General features: G+C 65.0%; 20 protein-coding genes. 5 read left to right on the forward strand and 15 right to left on the reverse strand.

The genetic code is table 11. The features are described from left to right. Positions 1–262: 262 nt before the first annotated feature. The 13 genes from metJ to BM125_RS13600 all read right to left on the reverse strand — a co-directional run bounded on the left by metJ (position 263) and on the right by BM125_RS13600 (position 14,017). Positions 263–808, reverse strand: coding sequence for a met regulon transcriptional regulator MetJ (metJ, locus tag BM125_RS20825; protein ID WP_092408865.1), 546 nt, complete (start codon positions 806–808; stop codon positions 263–265). 184 nt (positions 809–992) lie between these two features. Then, a complete protein-coding gene (locus BM125_RS19875; protein WP_139225005.1) occupies positions 993–1,265 on the reverse strand; it encodes a hypothetical protein in 273 nt (90 codons plus the stop codon). Positions 1,266–1,473: 208 nt separating this feature from the next. Then, on the reverse strand, positions 1,474–1,869 hold the full coding sequence (gcvH, locus tag BM125_RS13550) for a glycine cleavage system protein GcvH (RefSeq protein ID WP_092408867.1): 396 nt from the start codon (positions 1,867–1,869) through the stop codon (positions 1,474–1,476). A gap of 74 nt (positions 1,870–1,943) precedes the next feature. Then, positions 1,944–3,029, reverse strand: a complete 1,086-nt coding sequence (gene gcvT / locus BM125_RS13555) for a glycine cleavage system aminomethyltransferase GcvT (RefSeq protein ID WP_092408869.1) — start codon at positions 3,027–3,029, stop codon at positions 1,944–1,946. 66 nt (positions 3,030–3,095) lie between these two features. Further along, positions 3,096–3,557, reverse strand: a complete 462-nt coding sequence (locus tag BM125_RS13560) for an NfeD family protein (protein ID WP_092408871.1) — start codon at positions 3,555–3,557, stop codon at positions 3,096–3,098. Between the two features lie 12 nt (positions 3,558–3,569). After that, positions 3,570–4,529 carry an SPFH domain-containing protein gene (locus BM125_RS13565; RefSeq protein WP_092408873.1) on the reverse strand — a complete coding sequence of 320 codons (960 nt, stop codon included), beginning with the start codon at positions 4,527–4,529 and terminating at the stop codon, positions 3,570–3,572. Positions 4,530–4,590: 61 nt separating this feature from the next. Continuing rightward, positions 4,591–5,916, reverse strand: a complete 1,326-nt coding sequence (locus BM125_RS13570; RefSeq protein WP_092408875.1) for a sensor histidine kinase — start codon at positions 5,914–5,916, stop codon at positions 4,591–4,593. Positions 5,917–6,219: 303 nt separating this feature from the next. Further along, positions 6,220–7,563, reverse strand: a complete 1,344-nt coding sequence (locus tag BM125_RS13575) for a sigma-54-dependent transcriptional regulator (protein ID WP_092408877.1) — start codon at positions 7,561–7,563, stop codon at positions 6,220–6,222. 211 nt (positions 7,564–7,774) lie between these two features. Then, a complete protein-coding gene (locus BM125_RS13580) occupies positions 7,775–8,986 on the reverse strand; it encodes an ABC transporter permease (protein WP_175498086.1) in 1,212 nt (403 codons plus the stop codon). A gap of 112 nt (positions 8,987–9,098) precedes the next feature. After that, positions 9,099–10,310, reverse strand: a complete 1,212-nt coding sequence (locus tag BM125_RS13585; RefSeq protein ID WP_092408881.1) for an ABC transporter permease — start codon at positions 10,308–10,310, stop codon at positions 9,099–9,101. A 111-nt stretch (positions 10,311–10,421) separates the two neighbouring features. Beyond that, complete coding sequence (locus BM125_RS13590; RefSeq protein WP_092408883.1) at positions 10,422–11,726, reverse strand: ABC transporter permease; 1,305 nt, start codon at positions 11,724–11,726, stop codon at positions 10,422–10,424. Between the two features lie 103 nt (positions 11,727–11,829). Then, entirely contained in the window at positions 11,830–12,585 is a 756-nt protein-coding gene (locus BM125_RS13595) for an ABC transporter ATP-binding protein (RefSeq protein WP_092408885.1), read from the reverse strand. Positions 12,586–12,745: 160 nt separating this feature from the next. Further along, a complete protein-coding gene (locus BM125_RS13600; protein ID WP_092408887.1) occupies positions 12,746–14,017 on the reverse strand; it encodes an efflux RND transporter periplasmic adaptor subunit in 1,272 nt (423 codons plus the stop codon). 278 nt (positions 14,018–14,295) lie between these two features. On the opposite strand from BM125_RS13600, the gene BM125_RS13605 reads away from it, so the two are divergent. The 5 genes from BM125_RS13605 to BM125_RS20830 all read left to right on the forward strand — a co-directional run bounded on the left by BM125_RS13605 (position 14,296) and on the right by BM125_RS20830 (position 20,670). Next, positions 14,296–14,889, forward strand: a complete 594-nt coding sequence (locus BM125_RS13605) for an RNA polymerase sigma factor (RefSeq protein WP_245778924.1) — start codon at positions 14,296–14,298, stop codon at positions 14,887–14,889. After that, positions 14,886–15,431, forward strand: a complete 546-nt coding sequence (locus BM125_RS13610; RefSeq protein ID WP_092408891.1) for a hypothetical protein — start codon at positions 14,886–14,888, stop codon at positions 15,429–15,431. Before BM125_RS13605 ends, BM125_RS13610 begins: the two co-directional genes overlap by 4 nt. Before the next feature lie 21 nt (positions 15,432–15,452). Continuing rightward, entirely contained in the window at positions 15,453–16,763 is a 1,311-nt protein-coding gene (locus BM125_RS13615; RefSeq protein WP_175498087.1) for a PDZ domain-containing protein, read from the forward strand. Between the two features lie 108 nt (positions 16,764–16,871). Then, entirely contained in the window at positions 16,872–19,841 is a 2,970-nt protein-coding gene (locus BM125_RS13620) for a serine/threonine protein kinase (protein WP_175498088.1), read from the forward strand. A gap of 1 nt (position 19,842) precedes the next feature. Further along, positions 19,843–20,670: a hypothetical protein gene (locus BM125_RS20830; protein ID WP_092408897.1), complete on the forward strand. Its 828-nt coding sequence runs from the start codon at positions 19,843–19,845 to the stop codon at positions 20,668–20,670. Positions 20,671–20,786: 116 nt separating this feature from the next. On the opposite strand, the gene BM125_RS13630 is transcribed toward BM125_RS20830, so the two are convergent. Further along, positions 20,787–22,055, reverse strand: coding sequence for an OmpP1/FadL family transporter (locus tag BM125_RS13630; protein WP_092408899.1), 1,269 nt, complete (start codon positions 22,053–22,055; stop codon positions 20,787–20,789). A 211-nt stretch (positions 22,056–22,266) separates the two neighbouring features. After that, positions 22,267–23,271, reverse strand: a complete 1,005-nt coding sequence (gene dusA, locus BM125_RS13635; RefSeq protein ID WP_092408901.1) for a tRNA dihydrouridine(20/20a) synthase DusA — start codon at positions 23,269–23,271, stop codon at positions 22,267–22,269. Between the last annotated feature and the right edge of the window lie 196 nt (positions 23,272–23,467).

A 23,467-nucleotide genomic window follows, 5' to 3' on the forward strand; every position in this document is an offset into this window, starting at 1 on the left:
CGGATTTCGAAGGGAAGTGAGACTGCGGGAGGCCAAATTCGGCCTCGACCGCGGGTGGCAAGCGCTGCGCCGGAGGATTGGCTTTTCGAAATCTCTCCCTGCGCTGGGCATACCGCAGGGAGAGGAGTTCGATTGCAACATCCAGTGAAGCTTCTTTACCTGCACTTGCCGTGCAGTGACTCTGTACTGCCTTGCATCAAGGGTGTGATGCGTGGCGTCCAGTCAAGGGTCATTCGCCCGAAGGCTCCTGACCGGGTCGTGATTACTTCTTCTTGGCAGCCTTCTTTGCAGCTTTCTTGGCTGGTGCCTTCTTGGCGGCTGGCTTTTTCGCCGGCGCCTTCTTCATGGCCGTGGCGGCCTTGGCCTTGACTACCTTCTTCTTGGCAGTCTTCTTCTTGGCCGCTTTCTTGGCGACCTTCTTCGCAGGCGCCTTCTTCATGGCCGTGGCGGATTTTGCCTTGGCCGTCTTCTTCTTGGCCGGCGCCTTCTTGGCTACGGCCTTCTTGGCCGCCTTCTTGGCGGCAGGTTTCTTTGCGGCAGGTTTCTTTTTCGCAGTTGCTTTCTTGGTTGCCATATCGCGTCTTAGCTCCTCGTCAGTTGGCAGTGGTTGCCCAGTAAAAGCGTGTAGAAATGCTTCGCACAGCAGATTGCTGTTGGTGGCGTGGCGCAGGTTGGCGACCTGGCGCCGGGTCCGTTCGTCGGACAGAAGTCGAAGAATGTGCAGCGGAATCGATACCGTGATTTTTCTTACGGCCGATGATTTCAGACCGTGCTCGATGTATGGATCGACGAATCGGGGTGCTGCCATGATTCTTTTTTGTGTCTGTTGTGTTACTGCCGCGAAAATTATTCCTGTCGCGTGCGCGTGTCAACAAATTTCTGAGGGGATGCAAGCCCCGAAAAACGGCTCCGAAAGCCCCGAAAATCCAGCCACGGCAACCACTTGCGAACAGCCATTTTTATCGAATATAGCCGTCTATACGTCTAGACGCTTATTCAACATGAGACGGTCGATTGTCCGGATAACCAGCAATGGCGCGCCCTGCAGCCAGCAAGGCACGCTGGAGGCCGCGCGGCGCAATGCCATGCGGCATATGACGATCGATGCCGCGCAATCGGTTCGACAGCGCCCGAATACCCGAAAAACGGATCCAGAACGCCAACCAAACGACGTGAAAAAAAGTTTTGCTGGACCGGCGTTTTCCGCCTCCGGAGATCGAAAATCCGGATTCTCGCGCCGAGGATCGCGAGCAGACGACCTTCACGCAAATCGATTTTCCTGGCGAAGGTTCTGCGCAACTCTTCAATCGAACACATCTCCATGGCGCACCTCGCCCGGAAATCCTGCGCTGCTCGAACAGCCGACTGCGGCATCGATCGGGGAACCGGCCGCCCGATGGAGTTCCATGCCGCGATCAAAAAAAAACGGGCCGGAGTTCCGGCCCGCCTTGATGCGTCGTCGATCCCCGCGGGTCAGTCGTCTTCGTTCTCGACCAGCTCGGCATAGGCATCCGGGTCGAGCAGTTCCTGCAACTCGTCGCGATCGGACAGCTTGACGACGAAGATCCAGCCGTCGCCGTAGGCGTCCTCGTTGATCGTCTCTGGCTTGTCCGCCAGCGCATCGTTGACCGCAACGATTTCGCCACTGACCGGGGCGTAGACGTCGGAGGCGGCCTTGACCGACTCGACCACGGCGGCTGCCGTGCCGGCCTGTGCCGTATCGCCCACGTTGGGCAGCTCGACATAGACGAGGTCACCGAGCAACTCCTGGGCATGGTCGGAGATGCCGACCGTGGCCGTGCCGTTGTCTTCGACACGCACCCACTCGTGTGACTTGAGGAACATCAGATCGCCGGGAATTTCTTTCATGACGGAAGCCCTGGATTAGGAGTCGTTGGAGGGGAGTGCCAGGCCCCGGATTCTAGCAGTCGCCGGCATTCGAATCAGTCGGTGGCCACTGCCTGGCCATCGCGCACGAACGGAACCTTCGCCAGGCGCACCGGCACCTCGCGGCCGCGAATGTCGACGCGCAGGCCTTCGCCGGCAGTGGCGGGAATCCTGGCGAAGCCGATCGCCTTGCCAAGGGTCGGTGAGAACGTGCCCGAGAGCACTTCGCCGTTGCCGGCGTCGGTGAGCACGGTCTGGCCATGCCGCAGCACGCCCTTCTCGTCCATGACGATGCCGACCATGACACGATTGACGCCCCCGGCCCTGGCCGATTCAAGCGCGGTTCGGCCGATGAAGTCACGCTCCTCGCCCAGTGCCACGGTCCAGGCCAGTCCGGCTTCCCAGGGCGTGATCGTTTCGTCCATGTCCTGGCCGTAGAGGTTCATGCCCGCTTCCAGGCGCAGGGTATCGCGCGCACCGAGACCGGCGGGCGTGACGCCGGCCTCCAGCAGCCGCTTCCAGAGGTCCACCGCGGCCGCTTCGTCGACCATGATCTCGAAGCCGTCCTCGCCCGTGTAACCGGTCCGCGCAATGAACAGGCCGTCACCCTGCATGGCCACGAACTTGCCGAGCTTGAGCGCCTGTGCGGCCACCTCGGGAGTGAACAGCGAGGCCGCGCGCGAACGCGCATTCGGGCCCTGCACGGCGATCATGGCGAGATCGCGGCGCTCGCTGACCTCGACGCCGAAGGCCTGCGCCTGGCGTGTGATCCAGGCCAGATCCTTGTCGCGGGTGGCAGCATTGACCACGGTACGGAAGAAGTCCTCGGTCACGAAGTAGACGATCAGGTCATCGATCACGCCGCCGCTTTCGTTGAGCATGCATGAGTACAGGGCCTTGCCCGGCTTCTTCAGTTTGTCGACGTCGTTGGCGAGCAGATGGCGCAGGAACTCGCGGGTCCGCTCGCCCTTCAGATCGACCACGGTCATGTGCGAGACATCGAACATGCCGGCGTCGCGCCGCACGGCATGGTGCTCCTCGATCTGCGAGCCGTAGTTGAGCGGCATGTCCCAGCCGCCGAAATCGACCATTTTCGCGCCGAGCGCACGGTGCGATTCGTTGAGGATCGTTTTGCGGGTCATGTTGGACGCCTTTGGAAGAGGCGCGGATTATAGTGAATGCGTCGAGCCGGCGCCGCCCGGGCGCGCTCAGCTCCCGGGCGACCTGGCGATCTGCAGGGTCGTGCCTTGCACGCCGATGATTTCAACCAGGGTGCCGACCGGACAATCCGCGCCTTCGACCAGCCATACGGAATCACCAACCTTGACCTTGCCGCGTCCATTGACGATCGCCTCGACCACGGTCACGTGGCGACCGATCATGCGATCGCCCTTGCGATTCAGCAGCGGCTGATCGTCGCGCAGTTCGGCGGCTGGGCGGATGAATTTCCAGTACACCCAGCAGACCCCGATCGAGAGTCCGGCGAAGACGATGGCCTGGGCCAGGAACGGCAGTCCGGGGAACACCAGCATGACCAGGCCCATGACGCCGGCCGCCAGTCCGATCCAGAGCAGGAAGTAGCCTGGCGCGAGCAGTTCCGCGGCGATCAGGACCAGGGCCAGCAGCCACCAACCGTAGCTGGCGAGCAGGTTGGAAATCATGTTGTCCATGCAAACTCCCGATCAGCGCATGACGGGCGGCGTCGCGCGCGGCGGCGGCGGTGGCGCGGCCGACTTGTCGAACGCGCTCTTGGCGATCTCGGCGATGCCGGCCAGCGAACCGAGGATGCCGGTCGCCTCGAACGGCATCAGCAGCAGTTTCTGGTTCGGCGAATTGGCCATTTCCTTGAGCGCCTCGACATACTTGTTGGCGACGAAGTAGTTGATCGCGTTGATGTCGCCGCCGGCGATCGCGTCGGAGACCATGGTCGTTGCCTTGGCTTCGGCTTCGGCCAGTCGTTCGCGCGCTTCGGCTTCGCGATAGGCTGCCTCGCGCTTGCCCTCCGCCTCGAGGATGGCCGCCTGTTTTTCGCCGTCGGCCTTGAGGATCGCAGCCTGGCGGAAGCCCTCCGCCTCGAGCACGTTGGCGCGCTTCTCGCGCTCGGCCTTCATCTGCCGGGCCATCGAGTCGACCAGGTCGCGCGGCGGCGAAATGTCCTTGATCTCGATGCGCGTGACCTTGACGCCCCACGGGTGGGTCGCTTCGTCGACGACGGCGAGCAGCTTGGCATTGATCTCGTCGCGCTTGCTCAACGACTCATCGAGGTCCATCGAGCCGAGCACGGTACGGATGTTGGTCATGATCAGGGCCAGCGAGGCCTGCTCGAGGTTGGAAACTTCGTAGGCGGCCTTGGCTGCGTCGAGGACCTGGTAGAAGACCACGCCGTCGACGCGGACCACTGCGTTGTCCTTCGTGATGACTTCCTGCGACGGAACGTCGAGGACCTGCTCCATCATGTTGATCTTGTGGCCGACGCTCTGCACGACCGGCACCAGCAGGTGGAATCCGGGCGTCAGCGTGTGCGTGTACTTGCCCCAGCGCTGCACGGTCCACTCGTAGCCCTGCGGCACGATGCGCACGAGCTTGGCCAGCACGATGAAGGCGACTACGAAAATGACCAGGCCGATGAATCCCCCTCCCATGACACTCTCCCCTGCGTGGTATGTCCGCGCAATCTAGCAGGACTCGGCCGGCAAGAGTATGTCAGTCAGTCGCGGGAGGGTCCGGCTGCGGCAACGCCAGGGTGACGGCCAGACCACCGTCGTTGCGATTGGCCAGTTGCAGTCTGCCGCTGTGCGCCTCGGCGATCTCCCGGGCCAGGGCCAGGCCCAGCCCGGTGCCGCTGCGCTTGGTCGAGTAGAACGGCAACAGGGCATTGGCCAGCACGCTCTCGCTCATGCCGGGGCCGCGGTCGCGCACCTCGATGCGCAAGTCGTGGCCGCGCGACTCGACGGCCATTTCGATGCCTTCGACATCGCCGCCGGCTTCCCTCGCGTTCTTGAGCAGGTTGATCAGCAGTTGCTCGATCTGGGCACGATCGAACCACGCCCGTGCCGGCGCGCCCGCTGCGATCAGACGGAACTGCGAGTGCTGGCCGAGCGCATCGAGAAAGGGCTGCAACTCGACCCAGGCCTGTTGCGGCACCGGCAGCTTGGCGAAATGCGCATAACCCTGGACGAAACCGCCGAGATGGCGGGCGCGCTCCTCGATCGTGTCGAACACCGTGGTCAGACGTTTCAGCTCTCCGAGCCTTGCCAGTTCCCTGCCGGAATGCGACAGCGAACGGATCGGTGCCAACGAGTTGTTGAGTTCGTGGCTGACCACGCGGATCACCTTCTTCCAGGTCGCCACTTCCTGGCGCGACAGCTCCCGGGTCATACGACGCAGGATGATCATGCGATGCGTGCGCCCCTGCAGTTTGAAGTTGCGCTGCGAGAGGTGGAAGGTTTCATCCTCCTGCTTGATCTGCACGCTGAACAACGCGTCTTCTGCACTGGACAGGGCTTCGGCGAGTTCCGGCGGCGCTTCGGAGATGACCCGCTCGATGTGGATGCCGTTCATGCTCTGGCCGCCATTGAGCAACGCGCGCGCGGCCAGATTGGCGTACACCACGTGTCCACCCGGCTCGATGAGCACCAGTGCATTCGGGGTGTTCTGCACGACCGTGTCGAGCAGCAATTCGCGCTGGAACAGGTTCTGCCGCTGCTCGCGCAGGACGCGGCCCAACGCGTTATGCGCATCGACCAGGTCGCCGACTTCATCGCGCCTCGTATTGCGGATCGAAAAACTGAAATCGCCGTCGCCGAAGGCCGACACGCTGCCGGACAGGGCCCTGATCAACTGGGCCACCGGGCTGGCCAGGTGGCGGGCCAGCAGCAGGCCCGGCAACAGCAGCCCGAGCACCGCCAGTCCAGCCGCTGCCTGTACCGAACCGAGCCATTGGACAAGAACGACGACCGTGAGTGCCGTCAATATCGACCACGCGACCAGCGCGCCGGCGAGTTTGCCTTCCAGAGAGAAAATTCGCATAGGAAATCGCGCCAGCAGAGGTGGTGAGCCGATCGGACGCCCAGCTTGCGCGCGCGAAGCGCAATGCCGCGACGCCCAATCCGCCCGACTTGCCCGCATGGCCGGAAAATCCTGAGCCCAGGCGTTCCCGGAGGATAGGCCAATCCGCGAGCGACGACATCCCATGGCGAGTAGGATCGGGTCGCACCGACACATCCGCTGCCCGTGGAGGTCACGCGGCACGCCGCAGCTGCCGATATCGAAGCGCTTCCTGCACGAACGGCAGATCGGTTCCCGAAACGGGCCCGCGACCAGCTCCGCTGCTCAGGTTTCGATACCCATCTTTTCCATGCGTCGATACAGGGCCTGGCGCGAAAGACCGAGATCGGATGCGGCCTGGCTGATCACTCCGCGCGCACGCTGCAGGGCGGCTTCGATCATGCCCTTGTCCGGTTCCGCCTCCGCAGGCAGGCGTCCGCCACCGAGGCGCGCCGGACCGAGGTCGAGGTCACGCGCCGTGATCGTGGCATCGCTGCAAAGCAGGCTGGCCCTTTCGATCGCGTTCTTCAGTTCGCGCACATTGCCGGGCCAGGCGTGCGCGAGCAGGGCCGAGCGTGCCCCGCTGTCGAGGCTCGCGCGACCCTGCAGGAAGTGCTCGGCCAGCGGAAGGATGTCGTCGCTGCGCTCGGCCAGTGGTGGCAGGCGCAGCTCGATCACATTGAGACGATAGTACAGATCTTCGCGAAAGCTGCCGTCGCGGATCTTCGCCGGCAGGTCGGCATTGGTCGCACTGATCACGCGCACGGCGACCTGGCGCGTCTTGCTCGAACCGAGTCGCTCGAACTGGCCAGTCTCGAGGATGCGCAGGAGCTTCATCTGTCCGGCCAATGGCAGGTTGCCGATTTCGTCGAGGAACAAGGTTCCACCGTCGGCGGCCTCGAATCGCCCCTCGCGGGCCCGGTTCGGCGCGCCGGTGTAGGCGCCCGGATCGGCACCGAACAGTTCCGCCTCGATCAATTCGGACGGCAGCGCACCGCAGTTGACCGTGATGAACGGGCCCTTCGCCCGCGCCGAGTTGGCCTGCACGATCTCGGCGATGCGTTCCTTGCCGGCACCATTCGGGCCGGTGATCAACACCGGCACGTCGGCGCGCGCGACCTGACAGGCCAGTTCGACGACACGTTCCATGCCGCCGGAGGCATAGACGATGCCACGCAGGTCGTAGCGGTCATCGAGCTGGCGGCGCCGACGCCGGCGCTCCTCGCGGAAACGCGAGACCTCACGCGTCGCTTCGGAGAGCTCGAGCAGGTTTTCGACCGTGGCCAGCAACTTGTTGTCATCCCAGGGCTTGCCGAGGTAATCGCCGGCGCCGGCCTTGACCAGCTCCACCGCCGTCTCCAGCCGCGTCCACGCGGTCAGCAGGATGATCGGCAGGTCGGAGTGATCGCGCCGGATCGCGCGGTACAGTTCGATGCCCTCCTCGCCGGAGGTCGTATCGGCGCTGAAGTTCATGTCCTGCACGACCAGGTCGATACGCTCGCGCGCAAGCACGGCCAGGCCCTCCTCGGGCGAGGTCGCGATCACGGTCTTGATGTCACGCAGTCCGAACAGCACGTCGAGTGCCGTCCCGACCGCGGGGTTGTCGTCGATCACCAGTACGGTGCGCATGGCTCGGTTTCGGCTTGGGTATCGACGCATGGCTGCTTGGATGCAGCCCGGCGCCGAATGGTTACATTAATTTGGGAATGGGGAATGGGGAATGGGGAATGGGGAATGGCAGAGAATACATCCTGCGCCACGACCCGTCCCGGCAAGTCTTGCGATTGGCTTCGCGTTTCCTATTCCCTATTCCCTATTCCCTACTCTCCATTCCCGACCTTCACACACTCCGCGTCGCCACCGCGGGGGGCACGCGCGAGGCTCGCAGGGCCGGGCCGAGGACGGCCAGCTGGCCGAGCGCCCACAGGCAGACGAACCCGATCGGCACGTAGTACCAGGGCAACCGCGGCGACTGGTAGCTCTGCATCATCCACAGGCTGAATGCATAGGCGAGCACGGCGCCGACCAACAGGCCGAACGTGGTGATGATGAAATTCTCGGTCTGGAAATAGCGCAGGATGTCCTTCTTCGAGGCACCGAGCGCGCGCCGCGTGCCGATCTGTCGAGTGCGCTGGGCGACCCAGAAGCTGGCCATGCCGACGATGCCCAGTGCCGTGATCGTCAGCAGGGCGACAATGACTGCGCCAAGAATGATCGACATCGCGCGGTCGCCCGCATAGGCGTCCCGGCGCACGTCCTCCATCGTGCGGATCTTGCCGATGATCCGGCTCGAATTGGACTCGGACAGCTTCTTTTCGACCTGCGCGATCACCTCGTCGCGTCGACCTGGTTCGGTCCGCACCAGATAGCGCGATGAATTGCCGTAAGGCATGTAGCCCGGCACGAAGGTCGAGTTCTCGACCGTATCGCTGCTCATCCAGGGTTGCTGGGTACGTTCGACGATGCCGATGATCGTGCTGGCGGGCGGATTTTCGCTGAGGTAGACCTGCTTGCCGATGGCGTTTTCGCCCGGAAACATCTTGTCGGCGACGGCCTGGGTCACGATGATCACCGGAGGACGCAAGGTGTCGCCGGCTTCGAGATCGGCCACTTCTTCGGGCTTGAAATCGCGACCGGCAATCAGCTTGCTCCCGAATGTGCCGAGTCCCTTCTCGTTGACCATATAGATCGTGGTCTGGGTCGTCGAGGTCTTCTGCTGCGGCTTGAGGCTGAGCCCCTCACCCCAGCCACCACCACTCATCGGCACCGAATTGGTCGTGCTGACCGAGGCAACGCCCGGCATGTGCGCGAGCACCGCGAGATCCTCGCGGATGGTGGCCCGCGGATCGAAGCCGTGACCAAACCCCGAACTGCTGAAAAGGAACGTATCGGACTCGTTCACACCGCTCGGGCGCCGCATGTGATCGAGTCGTTGCCCGATGATGAACAGGGCATTGCAGACAATCGCGAGAGTCAGGGCCACCTGTACACCGATCAGGATCATCGAGACCTTGCTGCGCATCAGGGCGGAGAGTATCGGTCGGAGTTCCATGGCTTTTGTCCGGGAGTCGGGAATGGGGAATAGGGAATGGCGAAATCGAATCGGTGGCGGTGCGATGCCTTGGCTTGACCACTCCCGATTCTCCATTCCCCCTTCCCGGCCGTTAAACGCTGCGCGTCGCTACCGCGGGCGGCACGCGCGAAGCGCGCATGGCGGGGCCGAGGACGGCCAGCTGGCCGAGCGCCCACAGGCAGACGAACCCGATCGGCACGTAGTACCAGGGCAACCGCGGCGACTGGTAGCTCTGCATCATCCACAGGCTGAACGCATAGGCGAGCACGGCGCCGACCAGCAGACCGAGCGTGGTGATGATGAAATTCTCGGTCTGGAAGTAGCGCAGGATGTCAGATCTCGAAGCACCGAGCGCGCGTCGCGTGCCGATCTGCCGGGTGCGCTGGGCGACCCAGAAGCTGGCCATGCCGACAATACCGAGGGCAGTCACCATGAGCAGGGCGAGAATGACGGCGGTGAGGATGATGGCCATCGCGCGATCACCCGCATAGGCCTCCCCGCGCGTCTCCTCCATCGTGTGGACCTTGCCGATGATCCGGCTCGTGTTCGACTCCGAGAGTTTCTGTTCGACCAGTTTCATGACCTCATCGCGCCGACCCGGCTCGGCCCGCACCAGATAACGGGACGAATTGCCGTACGGCATGAAGGCCGGCACGAAGGTCGAGTTCTCGATCGAGCTGCTGCTCATCCACGGCTGCTGGAGTCGATCGACGATGCCGATGATCGTGCTGGTGGGCGGATCTTCGCCCATGTAGATCGACTTGCCGAGCGCATCGCCATCCGGAAACAGCTTGTCGGCGAGCGCCTTGGTGACGATGATCGAGGCGGGCTGCAGACGATCGCCGAAGGTCACGTCGGCGATTTCCTCGGGCTTGAAATTGCGCCCGGCGATCAGGTTCACGCCGAATGTATCGAGCGCACGGTCATCGACGATGTAGATCGCGGTGTCGGCGGTCGAGGTCTTCTGCTTGGGCTGAAGGCTGAGGCCGGTACTCCAGCCACCTTCGCTCATCGGCACGGAATTGCTGACCGTGGCATCGGCCACGCCCGGCAGCTGCCTGAGCGTGGCCAGGTCTTCGCGAATCGTTGCCCGCGCGTCGAAGCCTTGCCCGAATCCCGAACTGCCGAGATAGAACGTGTCGGCTTCGTTCATGCCACTCGGCCGGTTCATGTGGTCGAGTCGCTGGCCGATGATGAACAGCGCGTTGCAGACGATCGCCAGGGTCATGGCCACCTGCACGCCGATCAGGATCATCGAGACCTTGCTGCGCATCAGGGCGGAAAAGATGGGACGGATTTCCATGGCTTTTATCCGGGAATGGGGAATGGGGAATGGGGAATCGAGATAGGAGTCAGGGAGCCAGGATGATTTGCTTTACCCATTCCCTATTCTCCATTCCCGATTCCCGGCCTTTCATATCTTCAACTGCGCGGCCGGCTGCACGCGGCAGGCGCGCCAGGTCGGATAGACCCCGGCGAGCACCGAGGAAACCACTGCCAGGGCGACCGTGACGAAGATCATCGTCCAGTCGAGGTGGGCCACGGTCTTGTATTCCGAGTAGAGCGCGCGCACCGCAAGCAAACCGAGTCCGGTCAGGGCGAGGCCGAGGACACCGCCGCTGAGGCCGACCACGCCCGACTCGATCAGGAATTGGCTGAATACTTCGCGGCGGCTAGCGCCGAGGGCGCGGCGCAGGCCGATTTCGCCGGACTTGCGCGTGAATTTTGCCAGCAGCAGGCCGACTGTGTTGACCAGGCAGACGACGAGGAAGGCAAACGCGAGACCGGTCTGCACCTGCACGTCGCGCGAAACGACTTCCTGGTCGGCCATCCACTCGTTGACGTCGAGCAGGCGGTTGTTCAGCGGGCGCGGGAAGCGGCCGAGCTTCTTCTGCTCGTTGACGTAACTGTCGAGAAATGACTTGTACTCGGCCAGGCGCGCCGGCGAGTCGAGCTGCACCCACATCTGGATCCAGACGCAGTCGGAATCGAGGTAGGCGTCCCAGCCGTCACCGGAGGATTTCCAGCAACTGTTGTTGCCGGTCGAGCGCTGCTTGAGATCGATGGCCGCGGTAAACGGCATGAAGAATTCATCGGGGTCCTCGAACGCACCATTGGTCAGGTCGTAGTAGCGCGAGCGCAGCTTCCAGTCGTCGAGCACGCCGACGATCGTGTAGTCGATGTCGTCCATGCGCACGGTTCGGCCGACGCTGTCCTGGCCACCGAACAACTTCTCGTTCATGTCCTTGCCGAGCACCACCACGCGCTCGTGGCCTGCATCCTGGTCGTGGCTCCACGGACCGCCGTACTTGAACGGTGGCTCGAACATGCCGAAGAAATCGGTATAGGCCACACGCCCCAGTGAACGGAACGGCTTCAGCTCCTTGTTCTCGGGCTGGATCGGCAGCGACAGCTTGAACATGGCCGACTGCTTGTCGGCCTTGCCGGCCTCCATCAGCGCGACGGCATCACGATAGGTCACCTGGTCCGGTGGCCGGCCATCGTCGTAGTAGCTGTTGTCAGCGCTCCAGTTGTCGAGTTGTACATAGTGCAGCTTGTCGCTCTTCCACGGGATCGGATCGCTGCCCATCAGGTGCATGACGGTCAGCGTGGTCATGCTGGCGGCGATACCGAGGCCGATGCCGATGACCATCAAGGCAGTCAGGATCGGGTTGCGCCGCAGGCTGCGCATGCCGAGTTGCAGGTAGTAGGAGAACATGGCTTTGGTCCGGAAATGGGGAATCGAGGATGGGGAATCGGTGAGGACTGATGAGCGGAACCGGCGCCGACGATGGGTGGATCACGGCAGCGGTCGGCGACGCTCAGTCCATGGCACCGACGGCTCGTCCGCTTTCCGCTCCGGATCCTCTGTCCGCGTTGCCAGCGGCGACTTCGCGCAAACGCGGCGCCTCATCGAAATCGGTAACCTGGCCATCGATGACGTGCACGTTGCGCTGGGCGCGGGCGGCCAGTTCGGGATCGTGGGTGACCATGACGATCGTCGTGCCCTGGCGATTGATTTCCTCGAGCAGTTCGAGCACGCCACGTGCCATCAGCGAGTCGAGGTTTCCGGTCGGTTCGTCGGCGAGCAGCAGGCGTGGCGATCCGGCCAGCGCGCGGGCGATCGCGACACGTTGCTGCTGGCCGCCGGACAGTTCCGACGGATAGTGCTTCATGCGCGAAGCCAGACCGACCCGGGTCAGCGATTCCTCGATGCGCTTCTTGCGCTCGGCGGCACCGAAGCCGCGATAGCGCAGCGGCACGTCGACGTTGTCGAACAGGTTCAGGTCCGGAATCAGGTTGAAGCTCTGGAAAATGAAACCGATCTTCTCGTTGCGCAGCTTCGAGCGCGCATTGTCGTTGAGGCCGCTGACGTTGACGCCGTCGAGGAGGAACTCGCCACCGCTGAACTCCTCGAGCAGGCCCGCGATATTGAGGAAGGTAGTCTTGCCCGATCCAGAGGGACCGGTCACCGCGACGAACTCGCCCTCACGGACGTGGATCGAGAAATCACGCAGGGCATGGGTCTCGATCAGGTGGGTGCGGTAGACCTTCTGCAGGTGGGTCATCTTTAACATCGGCTTTGCCTCTGTTTGGGAATGGGGAATGGAGAATGGGGAATGGGTTGACCGGGAATCGGGAACAGAGAATGGGGAGTCGGAAAGAGAGGAGCGCCGCACAATTGAGAAATTTGGCCTCCAGCTTTCAACCATTCCCTATTCCCTGTTCTCGATTCCCTCAATTCAGAGCCACGCGCTGCGCGCCATTGAACAGATCGGTGCCGGAGATCACGATGCGGTCGCCCTCCTTGACGCCCGACACGATTTCCACCGCATTCAGGCTGGTTGCGCCGACTTCGATCGGCGTGCGCTCGGCGACGCCATCGCGTACCACGTAGGCGACGCGACCGGCGCCGGAGTCGATGAAGGGGCCGCGCTCGACCATCAGCACGTCGGGGTGTTCGTCCATCAGAATGCGCGTGGTCAGGCGTTGGTTCTGGCGCAGTCCGGCCGGCTTCTCGCCGACGAAGCGGATGCGTCCGCTGACCTGGCCGTCGATGACCTCGGGCGATACCGCGCTGATTTCGCCCTTGTAGTTGCCCGAGCTGTCGCGGATCTCGGCGGCCATGCCGATGCCGAGATCGTGGGCGAATACTTCCGGCACCTTGACTTCGATCTCGAGCGCGCTGAGGTCGACCACGGTCAGGATCGGCGCATTGGCGGCAAGGTTGGCCCGCTGCTGCGCGATCAACTGGCCGACCTGGCCGTCGACCGGCGAACGCACCTTGAGTTCCTCGACCTGGCGCTGCACGTTCTCGGCGAGCAGGCGCTGGCGGTCGAGGGCCAGGCGCTTGCCTTTCAGTTCGAAGGCCAGGCTTTCGATATCGAGCTTCATGTCGGCCTCGGCATTGGCGACCGTGATGTCGGCCTTGGCCAGGGCGTCCTTGGTGCGCAGCAGGTCCATCTCGGACATGGCGCCGGCGTCGTAGGCACGCTGGGTGCGCTCGACTTCGCGCTTGGCCGTCTGCCGGTCGATCATGGCCTGGTCGAGCAGCTTCTTGGCCGCCAGTTGCTGCTTGCGGTGGTCGAGGCTGGCCCGCTGCACGTCGATCTCGAGGCTTTCGCGCGTCGCCTGCTCCTGCTGCAGCCGGTTGCTCAGTTCGGGGCTGATGATCTCGGCCAGTACCTGGTCCCGGGTGACCTTGTCACCGGCATTGACCAGCAGGTTGACCGTGCCGGGACTCGCCGCGTAAAGCGTCGGGCTGACCGCAGCGACCACACTGCCCTGCACCGAGACGTCGCGAGTCAGGGTGCCGCGCTTGACTTCGGCGATGCGCAGCCGGCTCATGCTCGCCGCGGAGTCCGATGAAAACAGGCGTGCGGCGGTCGGCACGATCAGGACCAGCAGGACGATGGCCACCGCTGCGGCCAGTCCGATCTTCAGCCAGCGCTTGCCATGCTGGGGCTCGATCCTGATCTGCCGGTCCTGCGCCGAGGTGTCGCGAATCATTCATGTCTCCACGGGCAGCCCCTGTGGCTGCTCCCACGCCCTTTTCAGCAACAGGCGTGCCAACTCGCAAGTCGCTGAATTCCATGCATTTATACTGGCCGTCACCCGGTGCGGACAGTGTCCGGGCAAAGCGTCCGGACAGGCCCGGACAACTGCACCAGGGGCCGGCCGCGCAATGGCGGAAGGCCCCCGACGGCGCCCGAGCAAGCGGCGTCCGATGCACGCACCCAAGCCGGCGCGTTGCGACCCTTGGCCACGCCGGCGCATCCTCCATCGCCGTGAACAGTTCCTTCTGCATCGACATTCCGACTCGGCTCATTACCCGAATCCAGCGCGGCGAGTTGGGCGCGTTCGAGCAGGTCTACCGGCTTTTCGAACGACCGGCCTGGACGCTCGCCCTGCGCATGATCGGTAACCCGGAGGATGCCCGCGAGGTCGTGCACGATGCGATGCTCAGGGTCTTTGACCGCGCCCGGCAGTTCCGCGGCGATTCTCCATTCTGGGGCTGGGTCCGGCGCATCGTCGTCAATGAAGCGCTGATGCGCCTGCGGCGCGACCGTACGCACGTCGAGCAGGCCTACGACGAAACGGAACAGGCGCACGAGGCCGACACGTCGACGCCGGCGCCGTGGGCATGGACCGAGGCCAGGCAACTCGAGTCCGCGCTCGAGGCCCTGCCGGCGCTGACCCGCAGCGTGATCTGGCTGTACCACGTGGAGGGCCACACGCATCCCGAGATCGCCGAGATGACCGGCAAGTCGGTCAGCTTCTCCAAATCCCAACTGGCCCGCGGCACCGCGCGACTGCGCGAGCTGCTCGGCACATGCACTCCGGAAAGCCCATGTTCCCCGACCCTGATGGCCACGCCATGAAATCGATTGATCCGCTCGGCGCGGCCCTGCGCGCGCTGCCTCCGGCTGCGCCGCCCGGTGATCTGTACGCGCAGGTGGCGCGGACCCTCGAGGCACGCCGCGCGGGCCGACGCTGGCAGGTTCCGGCTGCCCTCGCGGCAAGCATCCTGTTCGGATGGCTCCTGGTGAACCAGCCGTGGAACGGCCGCGACCGGTCCGGCGGGCCGGCCGATACGCCGCTTGCCACGGCGACGACGCCGGCGCCATCGGCGAATGACGAGCTCGCCAACCTGCAGGATTATTCGCGACGGCTTGAAAGCTGGCTGGCCGACCTCTCCGACGGTGTCCCGAGGGATGGCCGCAACCTGATGGCCGCCGCCGAACTCGAGGACCTGGTCGGTCTCGTCGACGTGCAGCTGTCGGCTGCGCGCAGCGCGTCGGAGTCATTGCCGCTGTGGCGCCAGCGCGTTGCCTTGCTTGAAGACCTCGCCACCGTGCGCAGCGAACCATTCGCGCTTGCTGCCGAACCGGCACGGAACGGGGCGGCGAGCCCCACGCTCTGATTGAACATAAAGGAACCCATGATGATTTCCCGCCTGTCTGTCCTCGTGCTGGGCCTGCTTCTCAATGCAGCGCATGCCAGCGAACCTGCGCCCCGAACGGGCGCTGCCGCCGCACCCGCCGCGCGAGCAGCGGCCGCCCCGAAACCCGCTGCGAGCCCGGAGGAAGCGCGGCGCGAAATCGGTGAATTGCGCGAACGCATCGGCGTCCTGTCGCGACGCATGGCCGAGCTGTCGGTGCAGCTCGGCGACGTCGGTCCGCAGGCCTACGCATTCCGCTACCTCAACGATTCCGATCGCGCGATGATCGGGATGGTGCTTTCGGCCGAGCCCAAGGGAGCCCGCATCGACGCCGTCACGCCCGATGGACCGGCCGAGCGGGCCGGCCTGCACAGCGGCGACCTGCTGGCCAGTATCAATGGCGAGGACCTGGCCGCATCGAGCCCCGAAGTCTCGCTCGAAAAGGCGCGAAAGCTGCTCGGCGATCTCAAGCCGGGCGAAGCCGTGCGCCTCGGCTATCGACGCGGCGGGCGCGAGATGGCGATCGTCGAGGTCAAGGCCGAGCGCCGTGAGGCCTGGAACTGGCAACGCCTGTTTGCCGATGACGATGGCGAACGTGATGTCGAGGTCGTCGTCGATCGCGATCACCGGGGCGCCAGCGAAGGCAAACGTGAGGTGCTCGTCCGCAAGGATGTCGAAAAGGACTTCCGCACCCGCGAAGAGCGCTATGAGCGCATGCACGAAGCCATGGCCGAAGCGCGCAGGGCGATGCGCGAGGCGCGCCTGGAGATCGAGAAATCGCATCGTGGACTCGACGTCGCCCGAGCCGATGGCGCCTCGCCGGCGACGGACGACAGCTTCGCGCTGATGCCATGGTGGGGACTCAACCTGGCCTCGCTGAATCCCGACCTTGGTCGCTACTTCGGCGCCGAGAGTGGCGTGTTGGTGCTGTCGGCCAGCCGCAACGCGCTGAAGGAACTGCGCGCCGGCGACGTCATCAGGAAGGTCGGCACGCAGCCCGTCGAGCGTCCGGAACAGGTCCTGCGCGCGCTGCGCGACAGGCGCTCCGGCGAAACCGTCGAGCTGGTTCTGTTGCGCGAACGCAAGGACCTGACCATCCCGGTCGCAGTGCCGGAATACAAGGCCATCTTCGATATCCGTTCGCTGCCCGTGCCGCCCGCTCCGCCCGCGCCGCCAGTGCCGCCAGCGCCCGTCACGGCGGCCGCACCGCCAGTCCCGGCAAGCCCGGCGAGCCCCGCGACACCGGCATCGCCCCCGGCACCGCCCCCTCCTCCGGCACCACCGGTCCATGACGATCTGCCCAACCTGTACTGAGTAGCCGCTGCCCCGGCAAGCGACGGCGCCGCGCCCGGGCGCCGTCCATCCTGCGAACCCGGCAAGCCCCGCCGCTTTGCTATGATCGGGCGGCACGAGGACAGGGGCATGACCGACCGCATCCAGGACATTCCTGGTTACGAAATGATCAGCGAGCTGGGCGAGGGCGGCATGGCGACCGTGTACCTCGCTATCCAGCATTCGCTGGATCGCAAGGTGGCGATCAAGGTCATGCGTCGCGAACTGCGCGCGGGCAGCGGCCCGATGCCCGAGTTCGAGCGGCGCTTCCTGCTCGAAGGCCGGACCATGGCCAAGCTGCCGCATCGGAACATCGTCGCCGTCTATGACATCGTCACCCGCGACGACATCGCCTATATCTCGATGGAACTGCTCGAGGGCGGCACGCTCTCGGAACGCATGCGCGGCGGCGTCTCTCTCGGCGAGGCGATCGGTATCGTCGTGCAGCTCGCCAACGGCCTCGAGTTCGCGCACAAGAACGGCGTCATCCACCGCGACCTGAAGCCGTCCAATGTCATGTTTCGCGATGCGACGACGCCGGTTCTGACCGACTTCGGCATCGCCAAGCAGTCCGACGTACTGGCCTCGCGGATCACCCAGACCGGGCTTGTCCTCGGCACGCCGACCTACATGAGTCCGGAGCAGGCCAGCGGTCGCGAGATCGACGGCCGTGCCGACCAGTACGCGCTCGGCATCCTGTTCTACGAAATGCTGACCGGGCGGCCGCCGTTCACCGGCGAGAATCCGATGGCCGTGCTGATGGGCCATGCCCTGCAACCGCCGCCGCCGCTGCCCGACGACCTCGCTCCGCTGCAGCCGATCTTCGACCGCATGCTGGCCAAGGAACCGAACGACCGCTTTCCGAACCTGCAGGATTTCGTCAGGGCGCTGCGCGGCCTCGTCGTCGGCAATGACGCACTCGGCAAGAAACTCGGCAACATCACCAGTGCGAGTGCGAGCACGTCGGAACGCTTGCGCGCGCTCGGATTCTCCGGCGACTACACCGGCGGCGACAGCGGCTTCGCCCTCGACCTGCTGCGCATGCCGCAAGGCGACCCTGCGACCAGCCAACACACCACCTCGCTGGTCATGCAGGCCATGCAGCGTCCGCGCCTGCTGGCCGGCGTTGCCGCGGGCGTTGGCATCCTCATCATCGGCCTGGTTCTCTGGGCGGTATTCAAGCCGCGCACGCTGAGCCAGGACGACCAGTACCTCGTGCGCACCCTGCTGCGCGAAGCCGACCGCATGGTCGACAGCGGCGATCTGCTGACCCCGCCCGGCGCGAATGCGTTCGAGGATCTGCAGAAGGTCCTGCAGAAGGATCCCGAGAACGAGCAGGGCCTCGAGCTGCTCGGCAAGATCGCCGGGCTGTTGCGTGCCGATGCGGAGAAGTCCTTCGCCAGTGGCGACCTGGAAGCAGCAAGCGAGAAGGCCAACCAGGCCCTGAACATTGCCCAGGACGACGCCGAAGTGCAGGCCCTGGTCAAACGCATCGCCGACGAGCAGGAACGGCTCGCGGTCGCGCGGCGCGTCGATGAACTGCTGCGCAAGGCGGCGGACGCGGAGCGGCGCAATCAGCGCAGCGGCAGCGATGGCGCCTACGCGCTGCTGCGGACCGCGCTTGGGCTCGATCCCGCAAACGCCGAGGTGCAAAAGAAGCTGAAGGCCCTGACCGACGCCGAATTCGCCCGGGTCCGTGGCCTGCTCGACGAGGACAAGGCGGATGCCGCGGCACGGGCGCTGGAAGAGCTGCGCGCCGAATTCGGTGCCGACCCGGCCTTCGCGGACCTGGGCCAGAAGATCCAGCAGCGCCAGGAGGCGCTGGCCGGCGCCGCACGTATCAAGGCCCTGCTGGACAAGGCACGCGACGCACTTGCTGCCGGGCGCATCAGCGAACCGGCAGGCAACAACGCCTTCGACTGGTTCGAGCAGGCACGCCAGACCGACAGCGGCAACGCCGACGTCAACGCGTTCAAGGCGACCCTCGCGCAACGCATCCTTTCCGATGCGAAAGCCGCGCAGGGGCGCAAGGATGCGGAAACCGCGCTCGATCGCGCCGAACTGGCCCTGCGCGTCGATCCGAACCTGGCCGATGCCGTGACGATCCGCGAAACCGCGCAGCAATCGCTGGGATCACGGCGGGCGGCGATTGCCTCGCAATTGAACCTGGCCCGCGCGTCGATCGCCGCGGGCCGCTTGCTGCCGCCCGTCAAGGACAACGCGCGCGACGTCCTCGATCTGCTGCTGCAGGGCGATCCGGAAAACGCCGATGCGCTCAAGTTGCGCGAAGCCTTGCCGCGCGTGGTCGCCGACGCGCTGCGTGGCGCCGTCGAGCGCGACGACATGGACTACGCCGTGGCGCTGGCCGATTCCGCCGCCAGTATCTATCCCGACGATGCGAAGATCGCCGGACTCGTCGGCGATGTGCGCAGCCGTCAACGTGAGCAGAAGGCCGAGCTCGAGCGCCAGGCCAGCGAACAGCGCATCGCCGCGTTGCTGCTGAAGCGCCCGCTCGACAGTCGCAACGCCGAGGCGGCGGCGCAGGCCATCGAATCCCTGCGCAGTTCTGCCGCGAGCGACGCCGAGCGCTACGAAAAGCAGATGGCCGAGGTCCTCGCCGACGATGTGCGCGGCGCAACGAACCTCGAATCGGGCCAGGCCAGCCTCGCGGCGATCCGCGCCGCGGCCAGCGTCCTGAAGACCAGCAAGGCGTTGAGCGCGATCTCGAGCCCGGCCGAGGCGCGCATCGCCGATCTGCAGAAGCAACGCGATACCGAACTGGCCGCGCAGAATGGCGACCTCGTCATCAATGCCCAGCCCTGGGGCACGGTCGACCAGGTCCTCGATGCCTCGCGCAAGCCGGTCGCGTTGCCCGAGGATCGAACCACGCCCCTGCGCCTGACCCTGCCCGCAGGCAGCTACTACGTCACCCTGCGCCACCCGCGATCGAGCAAGACCGTATCGGCATTCGCCCGGGTCAGTGCGGGCAAACGCAGCGAGACCAGCGCCAGTTTCCCGACCCTGAGCGCCGAGGAGTACCTCAAGAATGCGGGTCTCTAGCGTGCGCGCAATCCTCGCCGCGCTGGCAATGCTGGCGACGCCGGCCATGGCCGACTGGAAACAGGACTACGCGCGTGGCCTGGAGGCGGCAAAGAAGGGCAACTGGGAGGATGTCGACCGTTACATGCAGGGCGCCCTGGCCGGCAATGCCGAGCCTGCCGAGCGCCTGCGCCTGTACGGGCAACGATTCGAGGCATACGCGCCGCAACACTATGCGGGCATGGCGGCGCTTCGCCTGGGTGACTGCGCGGCCGCGCTGCGCTACTGGTCACAGGGCGGCAACGAATCGTTCATCCGCGGCGTGCCGGAACTGGCAGAGGAAGAGCAGCAGGGGCGCGCGGAGTGCAGGACGCAGCTGGTGCGCCAGGGTGAACCGACCAAGCCAGGCACCGAATCCATCGCCAAGCAGACGCCGGTGGCCGAAGCGCCGGCGCCAACGCCTGCCCCGCCGCCGTCCAGACCCGTCGCGGTTGCACCGCCATCGCGACCCGCGGAAACACCGGCTGCACGTCCACCCGTGGTCGAGCGGCCGGCGACCAGTTCGGTCAATGCGCAGATCCTGCGCCCCTTGCTGGATGCCTATCTGGACGGACGCTACAGCGATGTCCTCAAGCTCAGCGGCAGCGTGCCGCCAACACCCCGGCTGCGCTGGCACATGCTGACCTTGCGCGCGGCCGCCGCCTATAACCTGGCCCAGCTCGGCCAGTCTGCCGACGCCGCGAAGATTGCCCGCCAGGCCGCCGACGAGGCGCGCAAGGCCGATCCGGCGTTGAAACCGGATTCCAGCTACTTCTCACCGAAGTTCCTGAACTTCTACGCAGGCCGCTAGCGGCCGATCCGATGGCGGCGCCCGACCATTTCGGGCCACCGCGACCATTCACGTGGCACGCAAATGGACGCCTGCTGCCGCAGCCCTGCCCGGACCTTCCGGACAGGGCGGTCGGATCAGAAGCGGAACACGCCCGACATCGAGAAGGTGTCGTTGGTGTCGGAGAAATCCGCACCGAGATCGATCTGGAAGCTGCTGAAGGCCATGCCCGCGCCGAGCGAGTAGTGGGTCTGGCTGCCGCGTCCGGCCGAGAAGGTGGCTGCATTGATCGCGATGTCGGCCGGCACACCCTGGTAGACCAGCTCGTGGGCCGGATCATGCCAAACGCCCGCGCGCAGGCTGAACGGATGCGTGGTGGCAAAGGTGTATTCGGCGCCGAGGTGCACTTCGGTGCCGTCATCGAGCTTGAGCGGAACCAGCTCGAGCGACGGATCCTGGTCGAACACCGAGGTGATGTTGTCGGTCAGCTGGGAGTAATAGACCTTGTTGACGTCGAAGTTGATCACCCAGCTGTCGCTCGGGCGATAGCTCAGGCCGAGCCCGATCACATCCGGAATGTCGAGATCGGTGCGCACGCTGAACAGGTCGTTGACGACGCCCGGTACGGAGAGCACCGCGTCGTAACGCAGTTCGGGGGCATGGCGATAGGAAAAGCCGGCACTCAGCCATTCGTTGAACGCGTAGCGGGCGCCGAGGGTGAGACCGACCTTGCCGTCGCCGTCGAGATTCGCCTCGCGATTGACCGGGACACCCTCGAGCGTGAAGCGGTCGGTCGTGCTGTTGATGTCGAGCAGGTAGTAGTTCAGGCCGACGCCGAAGGAGAGCTTGTCGGTGGCCTTGTAGCCCAGCGCGACGCCATAGGTTTCGACGTCGATGCTCGTATTGACGTCGTAGGCGAAGATCGTGCCGGTGACGAGGCCGTCGGCGGTGGCGTAGGTTTCGCCGGCGCTCTGGAACTCGGAGTCGTAGTTGACCAGTTCGTAGCGATAGACCGCCAACGAGAGTCTCTCGCCCGGGTAGACGAACGAGAACGAGCGCAGCGACGACGTCGTATCGTTCTGCGAGGAGTAGTTGAGTCCCGACGTGTTGAACCCGTTGTATTGCAGCGAGCCGCCGTCGAGCCAGCGCGTGTCGGTCCGTACCGAACGGATTTCGGCGGAGACTTCCGGGCTGACCAGCTGGGTCAGGCCGGCCGGATTGGCGTAGGCGGCCGACGCGTCGTCAGCCAGGCCGATGAAGGCGCCGCCCATGCCGAGCGCACGCGCGCCCGGGCTCGAGAAGCTGAAGGGAAGGCTCGCGTTGGCCTCGTTGTCGGTAATCGCGAGTGCATTGCCCGCCATGCCGGCGAGTCCGAGTGCCACGGCAGTTGCCAGTAACTTTTTCATTCCTTTACTCCCCGAGTGAACGAATGCGGTACAGCCAAAGAAGCGTCGGGCGCAAAGATAACACGCTCTTAACGCCGCGGCACCGCATCCAGTGCGGACTTTTGCTGCCGCGCAGCAGAGAAAAACCCGGCCCTCCGGGGCGCCGGTTGCGGGCCGGCCGGCCGACCGCTCAGGGCTATGCCGGCCCCGCTTCGGTCACCGGCACGAGCTTTCAGGCCGCCTCGGCGCGGAGTTGCGCGCGGCAAGCCCGCAGTGCCTGCTCAACCACGGCGAAGCCGGCATCCGGGCGGTGCGCGTTTTCGCTCAGGGTCCGGCGCCAGGCGCGCGCGCCAGGCAGGCCCTGGAACAGGCCCAGCATGTGCCGGCTGATGTGCTGCAGCTTGCCGCCGCTGGCGAGATGCGACTCGATGTACGGACGCATGCGTTCGATGATCGCCTCGCGCTCGGGCAGGGGCGTCCCGAACAGCCGATTGTCGAGCTCGGCCAGGCGATACGGCTCGTGGTAGGCGGTGCGCCCGAGCATGACCCCATCGGTCTGGCGCAGGTGCGTCTCGACCTCGGCCACGGTCTCTATGCCGCCATTGATGATGATCGCCAGCTGCGGAAAGTGGCGCTTGAGCTGGTACACGCGCTGGTAGTTGAGCGGCGGCACGTCGCGGTTCTCCTTCGGCGACAGACCCTTCAACAAGGCCTTGCGCGCGTGCACGACGAAGACCGCGCAGCCAGCCGTCGCGACGACCTCGACGAAATGCTGCAGATCGGCGTACTCGTCCTGCTCGTCGACCCCAAGCCGACACTTCACCGTGACCGGAATCGAGACGGCCGCACGCATGGCGCTGAAACACTCGGCGACCAGCACCGGCTCGCGCATCAGGCAGGCGCCGAAGCGGCCCGACTGGACGCGATCGGACGGACAGCCGACATTGAGGTTGATCTCGTCGTAACCGTACTGGGCGCCGATCCGCGCGGCTTCAGCCAGTTCGCCCGGATCCGAGCCACCCAGTTGCAGGGCAACCGGATGCTCGGATGCATCGAAGCCGATCAGGCGCTCGCGGTCGCCATGAACGAGCGCCGGCGAGGTGACCATTTCGGTGTACAGGCGCGCGTTCGGCGACAACAACCGATGAAAATATCGGCAGTGCCGGTCCGTCCAGTCCATCATCGGCGCGACGGAAAGGCGCCATGCGGCTGCGGAAGGAGCCTTGAGAGTGTTCATCCGGCCATTCTAGCCGCGTTGAGGCGCGCATCCGAAGCCGGTCGGAGGCGAAGGCCTGTTCGGGCAGAAGGAAAGCGCCGCCATGCCGAAATGCATCGACATCCAAAAAGGGCGTCGCATGGACCAGGATGGATGGCCTGGATTCGAATCCGCGCCTCCCGGCAGGGCACGGGGCACACCCTGTTTCAAAGGCTGC

Origin of the sequence: Dokdonella immobilis, from assembly GCF_900115085.1 — a bacterium.
Taxonomy (GTDB): Bacteria; Pseudomonadota; Gammaproteobacteria; order Xanthomonadales; family Rhodanobacteraceae; genus Dokdonella; species Dokdonella immobilis.